13 protein-coding genes are annotated in these 22,112 nt (G+C 46.3%); 6 read left to right on the forward strand and 7 right to left on the reverse strand.

Annotated features, from left to right (window positions below):
* From WD077_12840 to WD077_12860, 5 genes are all read right to left on the reverse strand, one after another.
* Window positions 1–1,422 carry an MBOAT family O-acyltransferase gene (locus WD077_12840; GenBank protein ID MEX0968119.1) on the reverse strand — a complete coding sequence of 474 codons (1,422 nt, stop codon included), beginning with the start codon at window positions 1,420–1,422 and terminating at the stop codon, window positions 1–3.
* A gap of 244 nt (window positions 1,423–1,666) precedes the next feature.
* Window positions 1,667–3,694 carry an excinuclease ABC subunit UvrB gene (uvrB, locus tag WD077_12845; GenBank protein ID MEX0968120.1) on the reverse strand — a complete coding sequence of 676 codons (2,028 nt, stop codon included), beginning with the start codon at window positions 3,692–3,694 and terminating at the stop codon, window positions 1,667–1,669.
* A 227-nt stretch (window positions 3,695–3,921) separates the two neighbouring features.
* Complete coding sequence (locus WD077_12850; GenBank protein MEX0968121.1) at window positions 3,922–5,448, reverse strand: ATP-binding protein; 1,527 nt, start codon at window positions 5,446–5,448, stop codon at window positions 3,922–3,924.
* A 95-nt stretch (window positions 5,449–5,543) separates the two neighbouring features.
* The gene (locus tag WD077_12855; protein ID MEX0968122.1) at window positions 5,544–6,353 is read right to left on the reverse strand and encodes an ABC transporter permease subunit; all 810 of its coding nucleotides are present in this window, start codon (window positions 6,351–6,353) and stop codon (window positions 5,544–5,546) included.
* Between the two features lie 9 nt (window positions 6,354–6,362).
* Window positions 6,363–7,244, reverse strand: coding sequence for an ABC transporter ATP-binding protein (locus tag WD077_12860; protein ID MEX0968123.1), 882 nt, complete (start codon window positions 7,242–7,244; stop codon window positions 6,363–6,365).
* Between the two features lie 123 nt (window positions 7,245–7,367).
* Here WD077_12860 and WD077_12865 point away from each other — a divergent pair, with 123 nt between their 5' ends.
* Window positions 7,368–9,062 (forward strand): glycosyltransferase family 39 protein, encoded by a 1,695-nt coding sequence (locus WD077_12865; GenBank protein ID MEX0968124.1) that lies wholly within the window; start codon window positions 7,368–7,370, stop codon window positions 9,060–9,062.
* Between the two features lie 114 nt (window positions 9,063–9,176).
* Here the strand turns inward: WD077_12865 and WD077_12870 are convergent, their stop codons facing one another.
* Window positions 9,177–9,794 carry a hypothetical protein gene (locus tag WD077_12870; GenBank protein MEX0968125.1) on the reverse strand — a complete coding sequence of 206 codons (618 nt, stop codon included), beginning with the start codon at window positions 9,792–9,794 and terminating at the stop codon, window positions 9,177–9,179.
* A gap of 239 nt (window positions 9,795–10,033) precedes the next feature.
* Between WD077_12870 and WD077_12875 the strand changes: the two genes are divergently transcribed.
* Window positions 10,034–10,918 (forward strand): ABC transporter ATP-binding protein, encoded by an 885-nt coding sequence (locus tag WD077_12875; GenBank protein MEX0968126.1) that lies wholly within the window; start codon window positions 10,034–10,036, stop codon window positions 10,916–10,918.
* Window positions 10,919–10,931: 13 nt separating this feature from the next.
* The gene (locus tag WD077_12880; protein MEX0968127.1) at window positions 10,932–11,732 is read left to right on the forward strand and encodes an ABC transporter permease subunit; all 801 of its coding nucleotides are present in this window, start codon (window positions 10,932–10,934) and stop codon (window positions 11,730–11,732) included.
* A gap of 18 nt (window positions 11,733–11,750) precedes the next feature.
* Here the strand turns inward: WD077_12880 and WD077_12885 are convergent, their stop codons facing one another.
* Window positions 11,751–12,893, reverse strand: a complete 1,143-nt coding sequence (locus WD077_12885; GenBank protein MEX0968128.1) for a THUMP domain-containing protein — start codon at window positions 12,891–12,893, stop codon at window positions 11,751–11,753.
* 225 nt (window positions 12,894–13,118) lie between these two features.
* Here WD077_12885 and WD077_12890 point away from each other — a divergent pair, with 225 nt between their 5' ends.
* The 3 genes from WD077_12890 (at window position 13,119) to WD077_12900 (ending at window position 22,076) form a co-directional block, all read left to right on the forward strand.
* Window positions 13,119–16,481, forward strand: coding sequence for a DUF4175 family protein (locus tag WD077_12890; GenBank protein MEX0968129.1), 3,363 nt, complete (start codon window positions 13,119–13,121; stop codon window positions 16,479–16,481).
* Between the two features lie 344 nt (window positions 16,482–16,825).
* On the forward strand, window positions 16,826–18,826 hold the full coding sequence (locus tag WD077_12895; protein ID MEX0968130.1) for a hypothetical protein: 2,001 nt from the start codon (window positions 16,826–16,828) through the stop codon (window positions 18,824–18,826).
* Window positions 18,813–22,076, forward strand: a complete 3,264-nt coding sequence (locus WD077_12900) for a hypothetical protein (protein ID MEX0968131.1) — start codon at window positions 18,813–18,815, stop codon at window positions 22,074–22,076. Before WD077_12895 ends, WD077_12900 begins: the two co-directional genes overlap by 14 nt.
* Window positions 22,077–22,112: the final 36 nt, after the last annotated feature.

Genomic DNA, 22,112 nt, shown 5'->3' on the forward strand with positions numbered 1-22,112 from the left:
CTAAAATTGATAATAAATGAAACTACCGGGGGCCGTCTCTCTGTGATAAATAATTAAAATAAAAACAACAATATAAGCCACCCACCGCGCAATAAATGGCCAGCGGCTTATTTCCAAGGCATAAGGTTTTTCACGCTGCAGCCATTCAAATGCAATTAATAGAAGCAATAAGAAAGAGAGATATTTTATTTCCGGAAGCGAAAACAGGCTGAGACTAAAAATATGGCTTATGAAGCTAAAGGCATGGTGAATATCAATGGACCTGAAAAATATCCAGGCGAAGCATGTTAGAGAGAATGTAAAGATCATAGCGATAAAATCCCGGAACGAAGGAAATAATTGGCCTGCTGCTATAGTACCTGTATTCCGATGATTGACTTTTGCCAGCATTAGTGGAATAAAGTAGAGTCCATTTAATGTCCCCCATACCACAAAAGTCCAGTTGGCTCCGTGCCAGAACCCACTCACCACGAATACGATCATCACGTTGAACAAAGTGGCGGCCCTGGTACCCTGACTGCCGCCCAGAGGTATATATAAATAATCCCGAAACCAGGTGCTGAGGGAAATATGCCACCTTCGCCAGAACTCCGCAATATCACGCGAGAAATAGGGATATGAGAAGTTGCGCATCAGATTGAAGCCGAAAAGCTTAGCAGTACCGATCGCAATATCCGAATAACCTGAAAAGTCCCCATAGATCTGAAATGCAAAATATACGATACCAAGTACAAGCATACTTGCGGGCATCGTTTGGTATTCACTGAATACCTCATTTACTACCATAGCGCAATGATCCGCTATGACCACCTTTTTGAATAATCCCCACAGGATCTGGCGCATTCCATCAGCAGCAAGCGCATAGGAAAACTTCCTGCTTTTAAAAAATTGAGGCAGAAGCTGTGTAGCCCTTTCAATAGGACCCGCCACCAACTGCGGAAAGAAGCTGACATAGGTCATGAAAACTACTAAATTTCGGGTAGGCGGTAATTTGTTCCGGTACACGTCAATAGTATAGCTCAGGGTTTGGAAAGTATAAAAGCTGATACCAACCGGTAAAATAATGGAAAGAGAGAATGAATTTAAACTGATGCCAATGGACTCAAAGGCTGCAATGAATGATTCTATAAAAAAGCCAAAATATTTGAAATAGGCCAGCATTCCCAGGTTTACGAGCAGGCTGATTGCCAATAAAAGCTTTTTCCTTTGAGGATATTGCTGCATGAACAGCGCGGCTAGATAATCCACCACAGAACTAAAAATGATGAGAGACAGAAATCGCCAGTCCCACCACGCATAGAAAGTATAGCTCGCCACCAGCAGCAAGCCGTTTTGCAACTTCAGGGAATGCTTAAAGACGAACCAATAAAGGATAAAGACTATTGGCAGGAAAACAAAATAGTCCAGCGTGTGGAACAACATAGGCTGTCAAAGAAATACTATGGTCCGGCTGAAGAAAATATTTCCAGCCCGGATAAGTGGGATTCATTAACTTTTTGAAAAACGGTAAAAAAGGGGGAGGGAAGGTTGCTTCTTTACAAAAATACTAATTATGCCTTGAAATTCAGGATTTAGAGACCGAGACTTAATTATGAAAAATATCTTGTTGAATTACAAAAATTAATGAATCGTTTACTTGATGGGAAATTGCGGGAGAAAAAAAGAATTAGTCAAATTTTTCACGTTTTAGGAGCTCCATTGCCTGCATTTCGTCACGAAGCCTGGCAGCTTCAACAAAGTCCATTTCCTTTGCAGCCCTCATCATTTTCTTGCGTGTATCTTCAATTGACTTCTCCATTTGAGGCTTGGTCATGTAAGCCACGACAGGATCATAAAGGATAGCCGGCCCCTGCTCTATTTCGTAAACCGGCTCTGCCGCCCTGCGTGAGTCAGCCACGGAAGTTTGCCGCATGATCTGGTCGCGTGTCTTTGTGATGCTCATTGGCGTAATGCCATGCTCTGCGTTATACTCAATTTGCTTTTCTCTACGTCTGGTGGTCTCATCAATCGTACGTTGCATCGAATTCGTAACCGAATCTGCATACATGATCACTTTCCCGTTCACGTTCCGGGCAGCCCGTCCGGAAATCTGGGTAAGGGAAGTTTCGCTGCGCAGGAATCCCTCTTTGTCAGCATCAAGAATTGCTACAAGGCTCACTTCGGGCAAGTCCAGCCCTTCTCGCAACAGGTTAATTCCTACCAATACATCAAACTTCCCCAGCCGCAAATCCCGCAGGATCTCCACCCGCTCCAGCGTATCAATTTCGCTGTGGATGTAGCGGCAACGGATTCGGAATTTGGTCATATATTTCGTCAGTTCCTCAGCCATTCGCTTAGTAAGGGTAGTGACCAGCACACGTTCAGACACCTTAGTGCGTTCATCAATTTCCTCCAGCAAGTCATCTACCTGGTTCAGGCACGGCCGCACCTCAATCACCGGATCCAGCAGCCCCGTTGGCCTTACTAACTGCTCCACCACCACGCCTTCTGTTTGCTCCAACTCAAATTGTGTGGGCGTGGCGCTCACGTAGATGGTTTGCGGGATAATGCTTTCAAATTCCTGATAGGTAAGCGGCCGATTGTCGAGCGCTGCCGGCAGCCGGAATCCATAATCCACCAGCGAAGATTTGCGGGCGCGGTCACCGGCATACATCGCTCTCACCTGTGGAAGCGTAACATGGCTTTCATCCACGAAAAGCAGGAAATCGTCCGGGAAATAATCCAGCAGGCAGAAGGGCCGTTGCCCTGCTTCCCGCCTGTCGAAATAACGACTGTAATTTTCTATACCTGAACAATAACCGAGTTCGCGGATCATCTCCAGATCAAAGGTCACGCGCTCCTCCAGCCGCTTGGCTTCTATATATTTTTCTATCTCCTCAAAATATTGCACCTGCGCCACCATATCGTCCTGTATTTCATGGATGGCAACTTTTGCCACATCGCGGGAGGTTACAAACAGGTTTGCCGGGAAAACCGAGATCTGCTCACGCTCCTCCACCTTTTTGCCATCTTCAGGATTGATCACCTCAAGGCTTTCAATCTCATCTCCCCACAGGTTCACCCTGAAAGCAAAGTCAGCGTATGGGGGCCATACATCCACAATGTCGCCCTGTACGCGGAAAGTGCCCCGTTGCAGGGCCGTGGTGGTGCGATTAAACAATGCCTCCACAAACTGAAACAGCAATTTATTTCGGGTTATGATCTCCCCCACCTTGAGCCTTACTGTCATTTTCTCGAACGACATCGGATTGCCCATACCGTAAATGCAGCTTACTGAAGCCACCACCAGTACATCCCTTCTGCCGGAAAGCAGCGAAGTTGTGGTTCGCATCCGCAGGCGCTCTATCTGCTCATTGATGCTGAGATCTTTTTCAATATAAAGATCGGTGGAAGCAATATAGGCTTCGGGCTGATAATAGTCGTAGTACGACACAAAATACTCCACGGCATTATCAGGAAAAAACTGCATGAATTCCCCATAGAGCTGGGCTACCAGCGTTTTGTTATGGCTCAGCACCAGGGTAGGTTTCTGCACCTCCTGGATCACGTTGGCCATCGTGTAGGTTTTGCCAGATCCGGTAACGCCCAGTAATACCTGGTACGGATCGTTACGCTTCACCCCTTCCGTAAGCTGCCTGATCGCTTCCGGCTGGTCTCCCTTCGGTTCGTAGTCTGATTTAAGTTTAAATGCCATAATTGCAGGTACAAAAATGAGAAATATTTCAGCAGGATTCAGTTTTTGAATCTTACTTTATTTTTTAATTAAAAAAATACTTACTGAGTCAATTTTTACTTCTCAATAAAAAAAGAATTATGATTTACCGTTTTACGAAAAATTTAAAATAATAATAAAAATTCCTACTTTAATAAAACCCGGAGTTTGATTTAAATTCAAAGTTTTAATACATATAAAACCTATTGCTATTTTCTACCGGGAATTTTCTTTGGAAGAGTAAAAATAAACGCAGCTCCCTTTTCTTCCTCAGAATCAACAATGATTTCTCCGCCATAGAACTCAACGATCTTTTTTACTACCGTAAGGCCAATTCCTGTGCTTTCTGTATCCTCATCAGGCTGCAGCGTCTGGAACATCTCGAAGATCCTTTCATGATATTTTGGGTCAATGCCTGGTCCGTTGTCGCTTACGGTAAACTGATGCCTATCACCCAAATCGCTGTATTTAATCCTGACCTCTCCCTTTTCTTTATCATTATATTTAACCGCATTGCCTACCAAATTCAGAAAAATCTGGTTAATGTGGGTTACTTCCATTTCCAGTACCGGAAGATCTTTATTAATAATTAATTCAATATTTTTCGGGATCGTAAGCAACTTAGGCAACTCACTCAAAACAACATTCACATCCGTTTCTTCAATTGATTCCCGCATTCGTCCTATGCGGCTGTATTGCAATATTCCCTCAATAAGGCGGTGCATCCGCTTAGCGCGCTCCTGCAATAAAATCAGGCTGCTCCTGCCCTCCTCTCCCAGCTTTTCCCCATAATCTTCGAGGAGCCACTGAGAAAGTGTGCTGATGCCACGCAGCGGAGCCTTCAGATCATGAGACGCTATATATGCGAATTGCTGCAGTTCCTTATTGCTGGCTTTCAGTTCTTCATTCTTTTGCCGCAACTCTTCCTCCACCATTTTCCGGGCAGTAATATCATTCAGCACTGCCAGGCCCCCAATGATCTCTGCGTGATCATCATACACGGGCACGAAACTCACATCAAACCACATTTCAGTAAAGGTAGATTTTACTTCTACTCCGGTAGTGCTCACACCTCCTAAAACTTCTTTGATCAATTTCCCAAATGGTGAATTATGGAGTTCCGGAAATGCCTCGAAAATATTCCGGTTTATCACTTCGCTCTTGGTCACATTCCGCCATTGCTCCAGCGCAGGGTTCCACTCCGTGATTTTATATTCTGTATCAAAAGCATAAATCCCCGAAGTAGATGTAGCCATCAGGTATTCAATATATTTTCTTGATTGGCGTTCCCGCATCTCGGCATCCTTCCTGAGCTTAACTTCCTTCTCCAGATCCTCATTCTTGCTTTTCAATTGCTCCGGTGAGGGAAGCTTTAATATCTTGGGAAGCAGCGGATATAGCGACACAGCCGTAATAAGTGATACCGCAGCCGTTCCTGCCTTTATCCATGCCTCAAGCCGGTAAATCGGATCCCACACGGTGATGATGCCAAACACGTGAGTGGTTCCGCACATCACGATGAAAAGGCCAAACATCACCAACATATAGCCATAGCGAATATCTTTACGTTTAGAACTGATATAAATCAGCGCAAACGGGATAAGAAAGTATGACAGCGCAATAAAGCTGTCAGAAATGACATGCATATAAAGCACGTCCTCCTCCCACAAATAGCAATGGCCATGTGGCATAAAACCGGATTTGTCAAAAATATCAAATTGATTATGACCTTCCATTGTAGCTTTTCGTTTTTAAGTTTTCATTAAATATTAAGAACCTTTAATTTGAAATATTTATTAACGTTGCTATTTATACTAAATATATTTCATTATTAAATAGTTAAATCTTTTTTTCTGAATACCAGGAAACTGGCTGCGAAAAAACCGATTGCCGGAAAAAACAACAGGCAAAACCGCCACAATTCCATTTTGTAGCCGGCAGCAGCCGCGTTGAAATCGGCATAATGAAAGGGGCTGATGCTGCCCAGCCATTCTGTGGAAGGCGAAATCCGGGAAAGGGCATCAACCACGTATGTGCCCAGCAGAATACCTATGGCCAGCGCGGTAACCTGGCGGCCCCGGTAACTTGTAAGAGAGAGCAAAAGCGACAACCCTCCAAACAAAAAAATAATGAGCATGCCATATAAATTAACCGTAAAAAACCGCTGCCACTGAATATGCTCATCCGCGAATAAGCGCATTCCTGTTAAAGCTGCCAGCGCCTGGAAAAAGATAAATATGAACATCCACGAAAAATATGCGGCTACTTTGCCAGACCATACATCCCAACGAGTGAGCGGGCGGGTTATGAGAAATTCAGCCGTTCCCTCTCTTTCTTCTTTGGAAATGATACTTCCGGCCAGCATGACCGAGTAAATATTGGAGAGGATCATCACATGCAGGCTATAGTCTGTACTGTAGTATCCTATTACGCTTCCCCATGCGGCAAAGTCGAAACCGATAATGCGCATCATCGGAACCGGGAAGGATTGCATCAGCACGGTGAGTTGGGCCATCATACCTGAAACCGTAGGATAAAGCGAGAGAATAAACATAACCAGCACCATGATAAGCAACGTCCACACAATGCCGGCTTTCCGGTTACGCTTCATTTCTTTCAGGTACAAATGTCGATTGATCATTGTCCGTATTTATTCATTATAGTAATGCATAAAAACTTCTTCGAGAGGGGGATCTTCAATCGTAATGTCAATGATCTTGTACGGTTGAAGCATTGCCAGCAGGCTGTTGAATTCCCCGCTATAGGTAAAGGAACTGTGTCCGTTCTTTCTTTCTGCATTTTCAATTCCGGCCAACCGAAAGAACCCCTCCGGCAGGGGCTGCTCCGTTTCGAGGCGGCAACGCTTCAGGCGCTGCGTATTGAGCGCTTCGACCGTTTGCACTGTTTCAACTTCTCCGTTGCGGATAATGGCCACCCGTCCGCACAGGCGCTGAACTTCGCTCAGCACATGCGAAGAGAAAAAGATCGTGGTTCCTTTCCCGTTCAGCCTTTGCAAAAGCTCGAAAAACTGCCCCTGCATTTTAGGATCCAGGCCGGTTGTAGGTTCGTCCAGAATGAGCAGCCGCGGCCGGTGAAGCAGACATTGAAGCAGTGCTACTTTCTTTTTGTTGCCCATCGAAAGATCGCTGATGTCCCGCTTCAGGTTAAGATCGAATTCATTTGCCAGTTGATAGAATTCCTGCTCCACCTTTACGCCATAGAATGAGGCCGAATAGCGCAACAGCTCATCCCCGCTCATATTATCGTAGTAGTGTACTTCGCTGGGGACATAGCCAATAAGCCTTTTCATCTTCTTCGGCTCCTGCTGCACGTCCAGCCCAAAAATGCTTGCCCGACCGGAGGTAGGAAACAGCAGCGTAACCAGCGTACGTATCAGGGTAGACTTTCCTGCACCATTTGGACCGATAAATCCAAATATCTCACCCTCCTGCACCTCAAAGTTCACATTGTCTATTCCCTTTACTTTTCCGTAGTATTTGGTGAGTTGGAATGTTTCAATTGCTGCCGGCATAGGGGATTTTCGTAATGGCAGCAAAGGTATGAGGATGACCGTTTACCCCTCGCCTGTCTTGGAATTTTTCAGAAGTACCTGCCTCCGGGCTATCTTGCGCAGGAAACGGGAAACCACTGGAATTTGTCCGGAATTACCCGTAAAACATTCATTAACACCAATACCTGTTTTGTGATCCAGGGCAAAATGTATTATTGGATTTTAAAAAGGAAATACCCTTTACTCCTCGTTGGGATTTCCCTCTTTGGTGTTGTTTCCCACTTTTACTTCGGTCTGGGCATTGACCTCTATGACCCGGCTTACTATTTCAAACATGCCTGGGAAATTGCGAACGGCACTTTCGAAATAAACGGCAGTGTATTCTGGAACCGCTTCGGGATGTTGGTGCCGCTTAGCCTGCTTATCAAACTATTTGGAATATCCTACTGGGCCGCACTTCTGTGGCCGCTGCTCTGCTACCTTTTGCTGCTTTTTGGCATTTACCGCCTGCTCTATTCTTATAGTGCCCCTGCGGCATTTTTCTGTGCTGCACTAGTTGGGCTCAGTTATACCTTCATCTGGTTCAATGCCCTCATTATGCCAGATACCATTATGACGGGCTTTGCCTTCCTCGCCATGCTGCTGCTCTGGAAAATGAACCATAAACCTGCAAATGAAGCCCGCAATGGGTTGCTTTTCTCTTTGCTCCTGTTTGCCGCCTTTGTCACCAAGCTCACCATCATATTCCTGCTGCCATTTATCCTTTTTGTGTGGTTTCAGAATTTTCGGGATAAAAAGCTAACGCGGTTCTGGATATGGGCTGCCGGCCCGGGAGTGCTCATCCTGCTGCTATACCATTTGGGTTACCAGATTTTTGCCGATGATTTTCTGCTGCGTTACAGTGGGATTGAGAATGACCACAACGTGAGCGAGTGGAGCTACTATACTGCAAGCACCCAGGAAATTATCGAACGGATTACCTATGCCCCTATCCTGCTCCTGTTTAGCGACCTCACATTTTCACTGCCTTTGCTGCTGGCGGTGCCTTCGCTAAGGTTGCGGGTGCGCCAGTTCCACCGGCTCGAAGTATTTTTCACAATTCTCCTTTTCATTTTGATGGTGCTATACTGGTGGGGCAGCAGTTCTTTTAAAAGCTATAATCCAATTCCAATTAATTACAGAATGTGGCTGTTGCTGATTATTCCATTAAACGTCCTTGCCGCACTCACGCTTTTCCGCTTCGGGCAATGGCAGGCCCAGAAGAAGCAACTGGTGCTATGGCTGTCTGCCGGGCTGGCTTTTGTGGTGGCTGCCCTCGTATCTGGTTATGATTCCATACTACTGCTAACCATCGTCTGCGGCTGTATTGCCGCCACACATTTGCCCGTTTTTCAGCCTTACCGGCAATACCTTCCTGCGATAGTGATTTTGCTGCCCGCTATCTATATGGCATTCCAATACTGGCAGCACCCCCGGTCGGAACGGGTATATTTTTTCGAAAAAGAATTTTATAATGAAATAAAAACTGAGGACAACGTTCTGATTTTAACGGACCACACTTATAATGTACATGAAATTTATTTTGATTTTAAAACCCCGAAGAATGTACACATTGATTCATGGTTTAATTTAGAAACCCTGGATTTAAATAAGTATAATGAATTTTATATTCTTTTTTCTAATTACAGGCATACCAGATTTTCCAGGCAATTTCCAGGATATGACATACCACGCTGGCTCCACCTGTTAATGCAAGAACAAAAGGGGGAGCAGAAAGGAGAAAAAGTCACGATCTATAAAATAGACCGGGAGACGTTGCAGCACTATAGAAATATCTGAATTCAAAGTGGAAGATAACTGCAAACTCACAGGATTAGAATCTTTAAAGGTCTTAGGAATTAAACTGATTGGCGATTAATTCCATGTGTAGACCAAAGATGCCTGATACCAAGGCTAATAGGTAAGGAATTGGCTCCTGCTCCATTCATCTTGCTGTATTACGCCAACACCGTTCGCATCGTTACTTCTTCTCTTATATGTCGCTCTCGTGTAGTGCATTATATTTATTGGGATGGTCAGCCTTATATCAATATTTCGCCCCACTCTAAAATTATTACCCACAGCTATAGCAAAATCTACTGTTTGTGCTGTTTTCTTTTCATAAATTGAAGGACCGGCATTGTCTCTGAGTTTGTCCCGGTGTGCCATACCAGCCAGTGAAGTTGCGAAAATCGGGTTGAAGAATTTTGAATTCCTTTTATCGAATGGCAAAATACTCAACTGATATTTCAATCCCAGCCGCTGCTCATTACCAAAATCTCCATGTTGTGAATTCCTCACAATGTATCTCTCATAGCCAAAATCCGTAAGTTCCAATTGGTGGAACAGGAGTCCTTTTTCAATGCCTACAGCTACTGTAGGCATCCCAATTTTTTCCCTGGCATTAAAGAAAGCCGGACTGGTCTGACCATAAGAAAAGTTCACCATAACCATGAATTTAGAGGTGTCCTGAGCATGTAAAAAGCCATAACCAAGACCGGTAATCAGTACCGTTAAAAGTAACTTATTCATATTGTGCAATTAAAAAAATCAAAAGAAAATACTAAAACAACAATAGGGTTTACAAAATAAAACTTCCGGGCAAAGATATTCTATTCGTGAAGCAACCGCCTCAAAAGTAATTTTAAGGAACTTCTACAGCCCTGCTTCCCGATCAATTGTAAGCAAGCCACTCATATTGATTCTATCTTTGCCCCCAGATTGAAAAATTTGCCAGTGATGAATTGCCACCAAACAACCCTTGCTGAACTATGACGGTACTCGAAACGCAAAACCTTTCCAAGCGCTATGGCCGGATCACGGCTGTAGACAATCTTTCACTGAGCATTTCCAGCGGTGGAGTGCATGGCATACTTGGTCCAAATGGCAGCGGCAAAACCACTACCCTGAGCATGGTGCTGGGCGTGGTGGAGCCTGACAAGGGGACTTTCCGCTGGTTTGGCGAGGAGCCGCAGGCCAGGCATCGGTTGCGCATCGGGGCGCTATGGGCCAATCCCAACATGTATCCGTACCTCACCGCAGTGCAAAACCTGAAAGTGGTGTGCGACATAAAAGGTGTTCCTTATTCGCGCATTGACGAATCATTGAAATTTGTAAAGCTTTACGACCGCAGAAGCAGCCGTTACAGCGGTTTCAGCACCGGAATGAAACAACGGCTACAGATTGCCTCCACGCTGCTGAACGACCCTGAAGTGCTGATACTGGACGAACCGACCAACGGCCTGGATCCGCAGGGAATTGCGGAGGTTCGGGAACTGATCCGCGAACTGGGGCAGGGCAACCGCACCATCATCCTGGCCAGCCACCTGCTTGATGAAGTGGAGAAAGTCTGCACCCACGTCTCCATCCTGAAACAGGGAAAGCTCATGGCATCCGGCAGTGTGGATGAACTGCTGGGACAAAAACAAACGGTGGAACTGGCTGCCGAAGACATGGGAATGCTGGAACATACGCTCAACGAAATATCCGCCACCGATGCGCTGCGGAAGGAAGGATCGGTAATGATTGCCAGCATGAAAAAAGATATGACGACCGCTCAGTTGAACAAACTGCTGTTTGACCGCGGCATTGTACTCACCCACCTGGTAATGCGCAAAACGCGCCTGGAAGAGCAATTCATTGAACTTACCCGCTAAGCCCAACTTTAACATGAAACAACATTACCTGAAGGCAGAACTGCATAAGCTTTTACCTTATAAAACTTTCTGGATCATATTGGGGCTGTTCCTGATAATTATCCCCTTGGCATTCTATGCTACCTCGGATTTTATTTCGGGATTTTCCGATGAAAAAATCCCACTTATGGATCACGATAGCATTTATTACTTCCCGAACGTTTGGCACTTCGCCACCTATCTAGCCAGCTTTTTTGTAATGCTGTTGAGCATTCTTCTGGTCATTGTTACTGCTAACGAGTACAGCTATGGCACCTTCAGGCAAAATATGATTGATGGTCTTTCCCGCAACCAGCTATTTTTGGCGAAAGCAATTTTGGCTCTGGTTTTAGCTGTAATTGCTACGGTGTCTGTGTTCATTCTGGGAGCAACTTTCGGAACAATTTACACCCCCTCATCCACCGATACTTTTCTTGGAGATAAGATCATTTTTATCTTTTACTACTTTCTCCATGCCTGTGGTTACCTCTCTTTTGGATTAATGCTGGCGGTTCTCATTAAAAAAAGCGGGCTTGCCATCCTGCTTTTTCTGCTCTACATCATAATTATAGAGCCGATAGGAGCCTTAATAGCGCCTATAGAGTACCGGCTCTATCTACCTTTCCAGAATATGTCTGCCCTCATCCCTTTTCCATTGGAACTTCTGCTAATGCAGGCTGGAGAAGATGGAATGCCAATTCCTGAAATTACTGGCAAGGAACCTTTTATTGCGATTGGCTACATCCTTCTTTTCAGCGGAATAAGTTGGTGGAGGTTGAAGAAGAAGGACCTGTAATTTGACTTTATTGGCTGCTTATCTTCGGCTCCCTGCATACAGATCATACCGGCAAAAGCGGCACTCAATGCTTCCGTTATACAGCGGAATTTTCCGGGAGGGTTTCAGCCCAATGAACTTCAGCGCTTCCATATTCCCGCTGAGGATCAAGGCGGTATGGCCGGCAAACTTCTGCTTCAGTTGGTCCCCGATCATCTTGTAAAACCCTTCGATGTCTTCCTCTTTCAACCGCTCGCCATAGGGAGGATTTATGATGACCGTCCCTCCATCCGTCTCGGGGACAAAGTGCTCAAAAGAAGATTTCTTCAGCGCCACTTCGCGCGCGAGATGCGCCCGCTTCAGATTATCTCCGGCCTTTTGCAGCGCCATACCGGAAATATCTGCACCGGTAATTTCAGGCCCATCCTCTTTAACCTGGAGCAGCGCTTCCTTAAATAGCGTGTCCCATAATTCCGGCTCATAATCCCGCCACCGCTGAAAGCCAAACTCAGCGCGCAGCGTTCCGGGCGCAATATTATAAGCAAGCATAGCGGCTTCCGTGAGGATGGTGCCGGAACCGCACATCGGATCAGCGAAAGGTGTTGTGGCATCCCAACCGCTCAAAAGCACCAGTCCGGCTGCCAGCACCTCATTCAGCGGGGCCGGGTTCATATCCAGCCGGTAACCACGCCTGTGCAACGAGTCGCCAGAACTGTCAAGCGATACATTGCAATGGTTTTCCTGGATATGAATATTGATCCGGACGGTTGGAGATTTAATATCCACGGAAGGACGGGTTCCTTTCATGTCGCGGATCTGGTCTACAATCGCATCTTTAGTCTTCAGTGCCACATATTTGGAATGGGTAAACTCTCTAGAGTGTACTGCAGCATCCACTGCCAGCGTATCATCAGGGCCAAGGTGCCGAAGCCAGTTGAACTCCCGGATGCCCTTATAAAGTTGTTCCTCATTGTTGGCAATGAACGATCCTATTGGAACCAGAATGCGAAGAGCCGTCCGCAAGTGGAGGTTTGCTTTATACAGCATTGCCGTGTCTCCGGTAAAGGAAACTGCACGATTCTGCTGCACGATATCCTTAGCTCCGAGTTGCTCCAGTTCCTGCGCCAGCACAGGTTCGAGGCCAAACATTGTCTTTACCAGAAAGGGATCATTAGCCGCCATTTTGCATTTTATTTTTGAAATATAAAATCCGGGCAAAGATGGAAATATGCAAGCCAAACCCTGATAACCGCCCAGCGCTTATTCTCACCGCTATTTGCAGGTAGGGTTTTTGTAAAATAGGGGTTGCGGAAATTCCTTCTCCTTTTAGTTAAAAGGTGTTAAAGAGGAAACATCATCACTATGATTCCGTATTTTACGTTACTCATTATTTGAGATCATAATCCTATGAAAGATAATTATCAACTCCTGATAGAGAAGCTGGATCGCTTCATCAGAAAATATTACCTGAACCAGATCATTAAAGGCGCCATCTATGTGCTGGGCATTTCGGTGCTGCTATTCCTGCTGGTAGCCGCATTCGAATATTTCGGAGAATATTCCACTGCCGTTCGTACCGGCCTGTTTTACAGCTATCTTCTGGTGAATATCGCGATCCTTGTAAAATATGTGGCAATCCCCGCAGCGCACTGGATGCACTTGGGAAAAGTCCTGAGCCACGACCAGGCAGCCGCCATTGTAGGAAAGCATTTTGCGGAAGTAAAAGATAAGCTGCTGAATACGCTGCAGTTGAAGCATCAGGCGGAGACCTTGCACGATCCTTCGCAGCAGTCTTTGATCAATGCCAGCATTGCCCAGCGGACGCGTGAGTTGCAGCCCGTTCCATTCACCAATGCCATTGACCTCCGCGGAAATACCCGCTACCTGAAATATGCCTTGATTCCTGTGGTGGCGCTACTGGCCATCCTGATAACATCCCGGAATATGCTCCTGGAGAGTACCACGCGGCTCATTAATCACCAAACCTATTATGAGCCGGTCGCTCCCTTTGAATTTGTCCTAGCCAACGATTCCATGCAGGCGCTTCGCCAGGAGAACTTCACGGTGAAGTTGCGCCTCAAAGGCAAAGAAATTCCCAACCAGAGTTACATCGTACTTAATGGAAACCAGTTCCGCATGACCCGCGTGGACAAGATGAATTTTGAATTTGTACTAAAAAACCTTCAGGAAGACCAAGAATTTCAGTTTGGCGCAGACGGTTTTATTTCCAGGCCGTACCAGTTAAAAGTACTGCCGAAACCTCTGCTACAGGGATTTACCCTGAGCCTGGATTACCCGGATTATGTAGGAAAAAAGGATGAGCAACTAAAAAATGTGGGAGACCTGAACATTCCTGCGGGAACCAGCGTGAGATGGGAGTTCAACACAGCATTTACCAACAACCTGAGCCTTATTTTCAGCGATACTGCCCTGGCCACCAAACGCACAGGCGAAAACGAATTCCGGTTTGATAAACGCTTTTTGAGGAATGACCAATATTTTGTGAAAGCCGATAATGAATACCTTCAAAGCAGCGATTCCATTTTATATCATGTAAATGTAATTCCGGATGCATATCCTGCTATCAATGTGCAGCAGGAGCAGGATTCATTGAGCAACAGGCAACTCTTCTTTTCCGGAGAGATTTCGGACGACTACGGCCTCACGGCCCTGCGCTTTTATTACCGCATTTTCCGTGAAGGTGATAAAGACAGCGAGCCAGAACTGCAAAGCCGCGACATCAGCTTTTCAGCCAACAAAACCATCCAGGCATTTCATCATTTCTGGGATCTGAATGAATTCGCAATAAAAGCCGGAGATGAAATAGAATACTTTTTCCAGGTATGGGATAATGATCAGGTGAATGGACGCAAATCGAGCCGGAGTACAATGATGCGCTACCAGGCCCCTACCAAAAAAGAGCTTGAGCAGAAAATGGATGAAACGAATCAGGAGATAAAAGATAAAATGCAGGCTGCCGTGCGCCAGGTTACGCAATTGCAAAAAGAAATGCAGGATGCCCGGGAGAAACTCATTAATAAAAAGAACCTGAATTGGGAAGATAAAAAGATGCTGGAGGACATCATGAAGAAGCAGGAAGAGATGCAGAAAACGATGGAAGACCTTCAGGAGCAATACAAAGAGAACACAAAGGAACAGTCCGACTATCGAGAGATGGATGAGGACCTGATGCAGAAGCATCAGCAGCTTCAGGAAATGTTTGACCAGGTGATGACAGACGAAATGAAGGAACTCTTCAGGAAGATGGAGGAACTCATGGATAAAAACATGAAGGACCAGATACAGCAGGAACTGGAAAAAATGAACCTTCAGGATAAGGATATGGAGAAGGAACTGGACCGGATGCTGGAACTTTTCAAGGAACTGGAACTCGATCAGAAAATGCAGGATGCCATTGACAAGCTCGAAGAACTGGCCGAAAAGCAGGAGAAACTGGCTGAAGAAACTGAGAAGGCCGGAAATGAAAAGGACGATGAGAAAACGGAGGAGTTGCAAAAGGAGCAGGAGCAACTGAAAGAAGAATTTGAGGACCTGCAGGAAGACCTGAAGGAAATGAAGGAGATGAACGAGGAACTGGAACGGCCCCGCGATATGGACGATACTGAGCAGCAGGAGGACGAAATAAAACAGGAAATGCAGGAAGGCAGTGAAAAGATGGAGAAAAAGCAAAACAGCAAGGCTTCAGAAAATCAGAAGAATGCGGCTCAGAAGATGAAGAAAATGAAGGAGCAGATGGAGAGCTCGCAAAGCAGTATGGAGATGGAGGGCATGCAGGAGGATTACGAATCGCTTCGGCAAATTTTGGAGAACCTCATCAATCTGAGCATGGAGCAGGAAGGTCTGATGGAAGAGCTTGGACAGATAAGGAGATACAATCCCCAGTTTGTGGAGTTGAGCAAAAAGCAGAGCAAGCTTAAGGATGATGCCCGCCTGATAGAAGACAGCCTCCTTTCATTGAGCAAACGCGTTTTCCAGATCCAAACATTTGTGAATAAGGAAATAGGGCTGGTCAATTATAATATGGATAAAACATTGGCGGCTCTCTCGGAGCGCCAGATCCCTTCTGCCCGGAATCACCAGCAATATGTTATGACCTCGGCAAACAATCTGGCAGTAATGCTGAGCGAAGTAATGGATCAGATGCAGCAGCAAATGGCCAGCATGATGGAAGGCAGCCAACAGTGTCAGAATCCGAAGAACATGGGTGAGGGAGGAAAACCTAAGAAAGCTGGAGGCCCCAGCATGAGCAAGATGAAACAACTGCAGGAGCAGCTTAATCAGCAATTGCAGGAGATGAAGGATGGAAAGACTCCGGGAGGGCAGCGTGGCATGAGCGAACAACTGGCGCGCATGGCTGCAATGCAGGAGGCAATCAGGAATGAGATCCGCAAAATGAACGAGAAAAAGGGCAAGGATGGAAAGCCCGGCAGCGAACTTCAGGAATTGCAAAAGATGATGGAAGAAACGGAAAAAGATCTGGTAAATAAACGCCTTAGCAATGAGATGCTGAACCGCCAGAAAGACATCATGGTGAAACTTCTGGATGCTGAAAAGGCCGAACGCCAGCAGGAATTTGAGGAAAAGCGTGAATCAAAAACGGCAGACCAGATTGCACAAACCCAGCAACGCGCTCTCGAGGAATACAAGCAGCGCAAACTCAGGGAGGTGGAACTTCTTCAAACCGTACCGCCTGCGCTCAATGGCTATTATCGGCTGAAGGTGCGGGAGTATTTCCAGGAGATTAAGTAATAAGATAATTCCCGTAATTGACGAAAACAGAGAATTCGGACGGGCCGTATTCCCCAGTTTATAAAAAATTAAGTTAATCCGGATTTAATCCCTGAATATTTAAATTTTAATATTAACCGGACACCCGCGCATTTGTGCCACCTTGCACCTGCTGCACCTTCATTGAATATCTAAAAGAATATGGCAAATTTGCCGTTCTACCCATTTTTCACAATCCAGCTCACATCTCCTTGGACTTCAGCCTGAAATTAGAATACCCTGCTTACTTCATCATTTTCTGCTTAATAGCCGGGGCGGGGATTGCTTTCCTAACTTATCACAATAGCCAGTTCAGCAAAAATGGCATGTGGAAATATCCCACCTTCCTGCTGATCCTGTTGCGCTTCCTCAGCGTAACGATGCTGACCATATTCCTTCTTTCGCCTTTTATCAGAACCGCCTTCAAGAGTGTTGAGGAACCTGTAATTGCGGTGGCAATAGACAACAGCCAATCCATTCTGCTGAATAAGGATTCACTGGAATACAAGCAACAATTGAGGCAGCGTATCACCGAAGTGGCCGGGGCATTGGGGCAAGACTACAAGGTGGATATCTATACTTTCGGAGACCGGGCCACTCCGGGCGATGACCTTGACTTTTCCGAACCGGCCACCAATTATTCGCAATTGTTCCGGGAAATGCAGGACCGCTATACCAATCAGAATTTGGGTGCGGTAATACTCGCCACGGACGGCATCTATAATCAAGGTGTGAATCCGCTTTTTTCATCCCGGCCCAACGTGCCCATTTATACGCTGGCACTTGGCGATACAATTCCTCCGCGCGATCTCGTGCTCCGCGATGTGCGGCACAATGACATTGTTTACCAGGGAAATGAATTTCCGATCCAGATCGAAACAGGGGCCACGGAACTGGCTGGAGCCAACGCTACGCTCACCATTACGCACGAGGGCAAAACAGTCCACAGCAGCCAATTTGAAATAGAAGATGATGATTTCAGAATAGAAGAAAATGTCTTTCTTCAGGCAAATGAGCCGGGCGTGCAGAAATACACCCTGAGGTTGACACCACAGGAAGGTGAGATCAGTTTGCGCAACAATAGCCAGGATATCTTCATAGAAGTGCTGGACAGCCGGAAAGCCATCCTGTTGCTGGCCGCTGCACCGCATCCTGACATTGCAGCGCTCAGAAAACTCATAGCCGTGAATGAGCGCTATGAAGTGGAAACTGCGGTGCTGCGCGATTTTATGCAGGCGGGGCCAGTCTCGGCTGAATCGCTGGGGAAATACCACATGGTAATCCTTCACCAGCTTCCTGACGGAGGCGCAGAAGGCCAGCGCCTTATCTCCATGCTGAATGAAGAGAAGGTTCCTATGCTGCTCGTACTCGGTACAAAAACGAATTTCGGACAGTTGAATAATCTCGATCTCGGAATAGAAATATCGCCAGGCGGACGAAGCACCAACGAAGTTTTGCCCAGAATAAATGATGATTTCGATCTGTTTATGCTGTCAAGAGAATCGGTTTCCTTAATCCGGGACATGCCTCCCCTCATCAGCACGTATGGTAATTATCGCTTTACAGGAGATAACCAGGTGTTGCTGCATCAGCAAATTGGCCAGGTGGAAACAGCCTTGCCTTTAATGGCGTTTATGCCGGCAGGGACAGCAAAGACAGGCGTTATTGCGGGTGAAGGAATATGGCGCTGGTATCTTCATAATTTTCTGGAAACAGGCAATCATAAAGCGATGGAGGAATTGCTGAGCAAAACCATCCAATATCTTTCGCTGAGAGCTGATAAACGCTTCTTCAGGTTACAACCCGCGAAGAATATATTCTTTGAGAATGAAGCCGTGCGGTTTGAAGCCGAGGTTTACAATCAATCCTATGAGCCTGTTCAGGATGCCCAGGTGAGGTTGACACTCCGCGACACTGCCGGTAATGAATACAATTATGCATTTGTCCCTGCCCGGAACCGCTATTCCCTGAATGCGGGTTATCTGCCTGCAGGAAGTTATGATTATACAGGTTCAGTCAATGTTGGGAATCAGAGCTATAGCCTGAGTGGACAGATCGTGGTAAAATCAACAGGGCTGGAATATCTGCAAACCGTAGCCAACCACCGGCTCCTCTTTGGCCTTTCTGAAGAAAGCGGAGGTAACATATTCTGGCCGGGGCAGGAGCAGCAATTGCTGGAAGCGATTCAACAGCGCGAAGACCTAGCAGCCATCAGCTATGTACAGTTCGACCTGCGGGAGCTCATCAACCTCAAGGTATTCTTCTTTATTCTCCTCCTGCTATTGGCTGCTGAATGGTTTCTCAGGAAGTATTATGGAAGCTATTAAGCCAAAAAAATATGATAGCCGGGTTTTACATGAATCCCTGAAAACACGGATCCGGCAAGGCAACCTGAGCCTTATTTTTACGCTTCGTCTGTTCCTCTTTCCGCTTGCGGTATTACTTCCTGTAACTGCCTGGTCACAAATTGCCAATTCCGTATTCGAAAAAAACCGGCTGCAATACAAGCAACTGGAATGGAACTTCTTGCCAGGCGAGCGATTTGATATTTACTTTACAGAAGGGGGCGAGCACCTGGCCAAATATGCAATGCAGGAAGTTCCTGTTCAATTGGAAGAAGCGCAAGTACTATTCGATTATCGCACGGTGAATAAGTTCCGGATTCTTATTTATAATTCCTATGCTGAATTTGAGCAAACCAATCTTTTTCCAAGATGGGAAGATGACAACATAGGCGGATACATTGATATGGAAGTGCTGAAAGGCGTGGTTTACTTTACCGGAAATCATGAAGAATTCAGAATACAACTCAAGGCTGTAGTAGCGCGTATGGTGCTGAACGACTGGCTTTATGGCGGCAGCATTCAGGATATTCTGCAGAATTCCACGCTCATTAATCTGCCGGATTGGTATGTGAACGGGCTGGTACAATTTGCTGCGGAAGGCTGGCCGGTTCAAAAGGATGTGCAGTTGAAAGAAGGCATCCTGTCAGGCAGATTCAAGGATTTCAATAGGTTGCGGCCGCACGAGCAGGACCTTGTGGGCCAGTCTCTTTGGAACTATCTGGCGCAGCAGTACGGCCTGCAGCAAGTAGCCGGCATCCTTTATTATATGAGGACGAATAAGAATATGGAAGCCGGTTTTGTCTTTGAAATAGGAAAACGACTTGAATCCCTTTACAACGAATGGTACCTGCACAATCAATGGCAATACCGGAAATATCCTGAGATAGAAATGCCACGGGAAACGGCTCTTCCCCAGCGCTTCAATAAACTGAATGTAGAAGCAGTGCGGGCTCATCCCACAGAAGAAGTGGTAGCATTTACAGTCAACCATCATGGCGCGCTGGAAGTGTGGCTTATGGACTTCAGGATGCGCCATTTTGAACGAATATTTAAAAGCGGCTTCAGGATTAAGTCCAGCTATGAACCGGCCGTTTTACCGGCCATGGATTGGAACCCGGACGGATCAAGGCTATCAATCACATACCTGGAAAAAGGGAAACCCGCCCTGGTTAATTATGATTTCACTCAAAAAAAATTACAAAAGGATAAAGAAGCGCTGACAGGGCTGGATCAGGTCCTTTCTGTTTGTTACCTGCCGGCTGGCGACCAACTGATGATGAGCGCCATCAGCCAGGGACAGAGCGACCTGTTTATCTATGACATGGCTTTCAGGGAATTGACGCGGATCACCAACGATATTTATGATGATCTCCAGCCTGCTGTGAATTCTGACGGGCGGGTGCTCTTTTTATCGAATCGTAAAGAAGAGCAATCTGCGGAAGGTGAAGATTCGCTTCAGTTTACAGCGCTGAATATTTTTGAGCTTTTAGTAAATGATGAAGAACCGGAAATTCACCGGGTAGCTTTTCACGGACCGCAAGACGTGCAACAGCTTCGCTGGATCTCCGATTCTACGGTGGCGTATATTACGAGTGAAAGCGGAATCAGGAATCGCAACATTGCCATTCTCCCGTCCTTCGGCAGTACAGCGGATACGGCTGCCATCATCCGGCAAACCAACTACAGCAGCAACATCAAGAACCATGATGTGGATGAAAGCAATCAGGTTTTCTACGACCTGTGGCGCAACGATGCCGGATATTACATCTCTTCCTCGCAGGTGCCTGAGTTTCCTTTGCAAACCACCATCAGGCGAAAGTTGACCCCACTTGCCTCAGAACCGGTTTCTCCTGAGCAATTTATGCCGGAAAAAACAGTATTAGACAGCGGCATTATTGATTCCTCCGCGATTGATACGCCTGCCGCTGCTTCGGACGTCTATTTTCAAACCCGGTTTCTCTGGACAGAACAACAATGGAAGGAATACATGCGGCAAAGGGCAGAAAATCCCAGGCAGGAAACCCCGCCTGTTCCTATGGGAACAACTGATTATTCGCTGACTTTCTCGCCTCTTTATTTGCTTTTGCAGGTAAATAACAGCGTCTTCTACAACCGGTACATCACTTTTCTGGGCAGGCGGGACTTCCTGTATGACCGGCCATGGGATATGCTGATGGAATTTGCGCTCACTGATGTTCCCGGCAACCACCGCATTGCCGGAGGTGTGCGCATCGCGGCTGATTTTAATGAACTGGATTATTTTATGGATTATGCCTACCTCAAGGGCCGGCTTGACAAAACCCTGAGTTTTCTCAGAAAAACCGAAAAGCTGGCCACACAGGAATTGGCAACCAAAGAAACCCTGCAGGAACTCCGCCTGACGCTGGACTATCCGCTCAACAGGATCATGAATTTACAGGCCGCTCCTTTTTTCCGTCTGGATCGTACCATTCCAAGAACTACCGGACCAGCCTCTGCGGAAGCTCCTATCGTGTCCCGCGCTTTTGCCGGAACCCGTTTTCAGTTTGCCTATAATAATGCTTATCCCCGCGCCCTGAATTTATATGAAGGTATACGATTCAGGGCATGGACCGATATTTTTCAAGGACTGAATGCGGACAACGGTATTTTGGCAGTGCCGGGTTTTGAAGTAAGAACTTATTTCACACTTCCGGCCAGCATATCCTGGGCATCGCGGCTTACAATGGAAACTTCGCTGGGCAGGCAGCGGGTGGCATTTTACCTGGGAGGTATAGATAACTGGCTCTATCCGAGTTTTAATAGAGACATCGGAACGGATGAAGACGAGGAATATCTTTTTAAAGTCCTGGCCCCCACTCTGCGGGGTTTTGAGCAAAACATCAGGAACGGAAGCTCCTATGGTGTATTAAATACCGAGTTGCGATTTCCGGTTTTTAAGATGCTCAATGCCAAACCCATCCGGTCAGAGTTTACGGAGAATTTTCAGGTGGTACTTTTTGGAGATGCGGGTACAGCATGGTCCGGGGATGAAATATTGCGCGGCAGCTACCTGGTTCCATTGCCTTCTCTCGATTTGCCTCCGCTCTACGCCACAGTAGATGCTATTCGACAGCCCATCGTGCAGGGAGTGGGTTTCGGTTTTCGCAGTATTTTGCTCGGCTACTTCGTAAAAGCTGATCTCGCATGGGGTATAGAAGACGGACTTTTCCAGGAAAGGATTTTATATATTTCGCTGGGCCTGGATTTTTAGGAAGAAAGAAATTTGGGGTTACAGCCACTTTGGGGC

The sequence above is a fragment of the Bacteroidia bacterium genome, assembly GCA_040880525.1.
Taxonomy (GTDB): domain Bacteria; phylum Bacteroidota; class Bacteroidia; order CAILMK01; family JBBDIG01; genus JBBDIG01.

Coding starts and splice junctions, on each gene's coding strand:
- WD077_12870 (MEX0968125.1), bottom strand. CDS start 9,794: ATGAATAAGTTACTTTTAACGGTACTGATTACCGGTCTTGGTTATGGC.
- WD077_12840 (MEX0968119.1), bottom strand. CDS start 1,422: ATGTTGTTCCACACGCTGGACTATTTTGTTTTCCTGCCAATAGTCTTT.
- WD077_12850 (MEX0968121.1), bottom strand. CDS start 5,448: ATGGAAGGTCATAATCAATTTGATATTTTTGACAAATCCGGTTTTATG.
- uvrB (MEX0968120.1), bottom strand. CDS start 3,694: ATGGCATTTAAACTTAAATCAGACTACGAACCGAAGGGAGACCAGCCG.
- WD077_12855 (MEX0968122.1), bottom strand. CDS start 6,353: ATGATCAATCGACATTTGTACCTGAAAGAAATGAAGCGTAACCGGAAA.
- WD077_12860 (MEX0968123.1), bottom strand. CDS start 7,244: ATGCCGGCAGCAATTGAAACATTCCAACTCACCAAATACTACGGAAAA.
- WD077_12880 (MEX0968127.1), top strand. CDS start 10,932: ATGAAACAACATTACCTGAAGGCAGAACTGCATAAGCTTTTACCTTAT.
- WD077_12900 (MEX0968131.1), top strand. CDS start 18,813: ATGGAAGCTATTAAGCCAAAAAAATATGATAGCCGGGTTTTACATGAA.
- WD077_12890 (MEX0968129.1), top strand. CDS start 13,119: ATGAAAGATAATTATCAACTCCTGATAGAGAAGCTGGATCGCTTCATC.
- WD077_12875 (MEX0968126.1), top strand. CDS start 10,034: ATGACGGTACTCGAAACGCAAAACCTTTCCAAGCGCTATGGCCGGATC.
- WD077_12895 (MEX0968130.1), top strand. CDS start 16,826: ATGTGGAAATATCCCACCTTCCTGCTGATCCTGTTGCGCTTCCTCAGC.
- WD077_12885 (MEX0968128.1), bottom strand. CDS start 12,893: ATGGCGGCTAATGATCCCTTTCTGGTAAAGACAATGTTTGGCCTCGAA.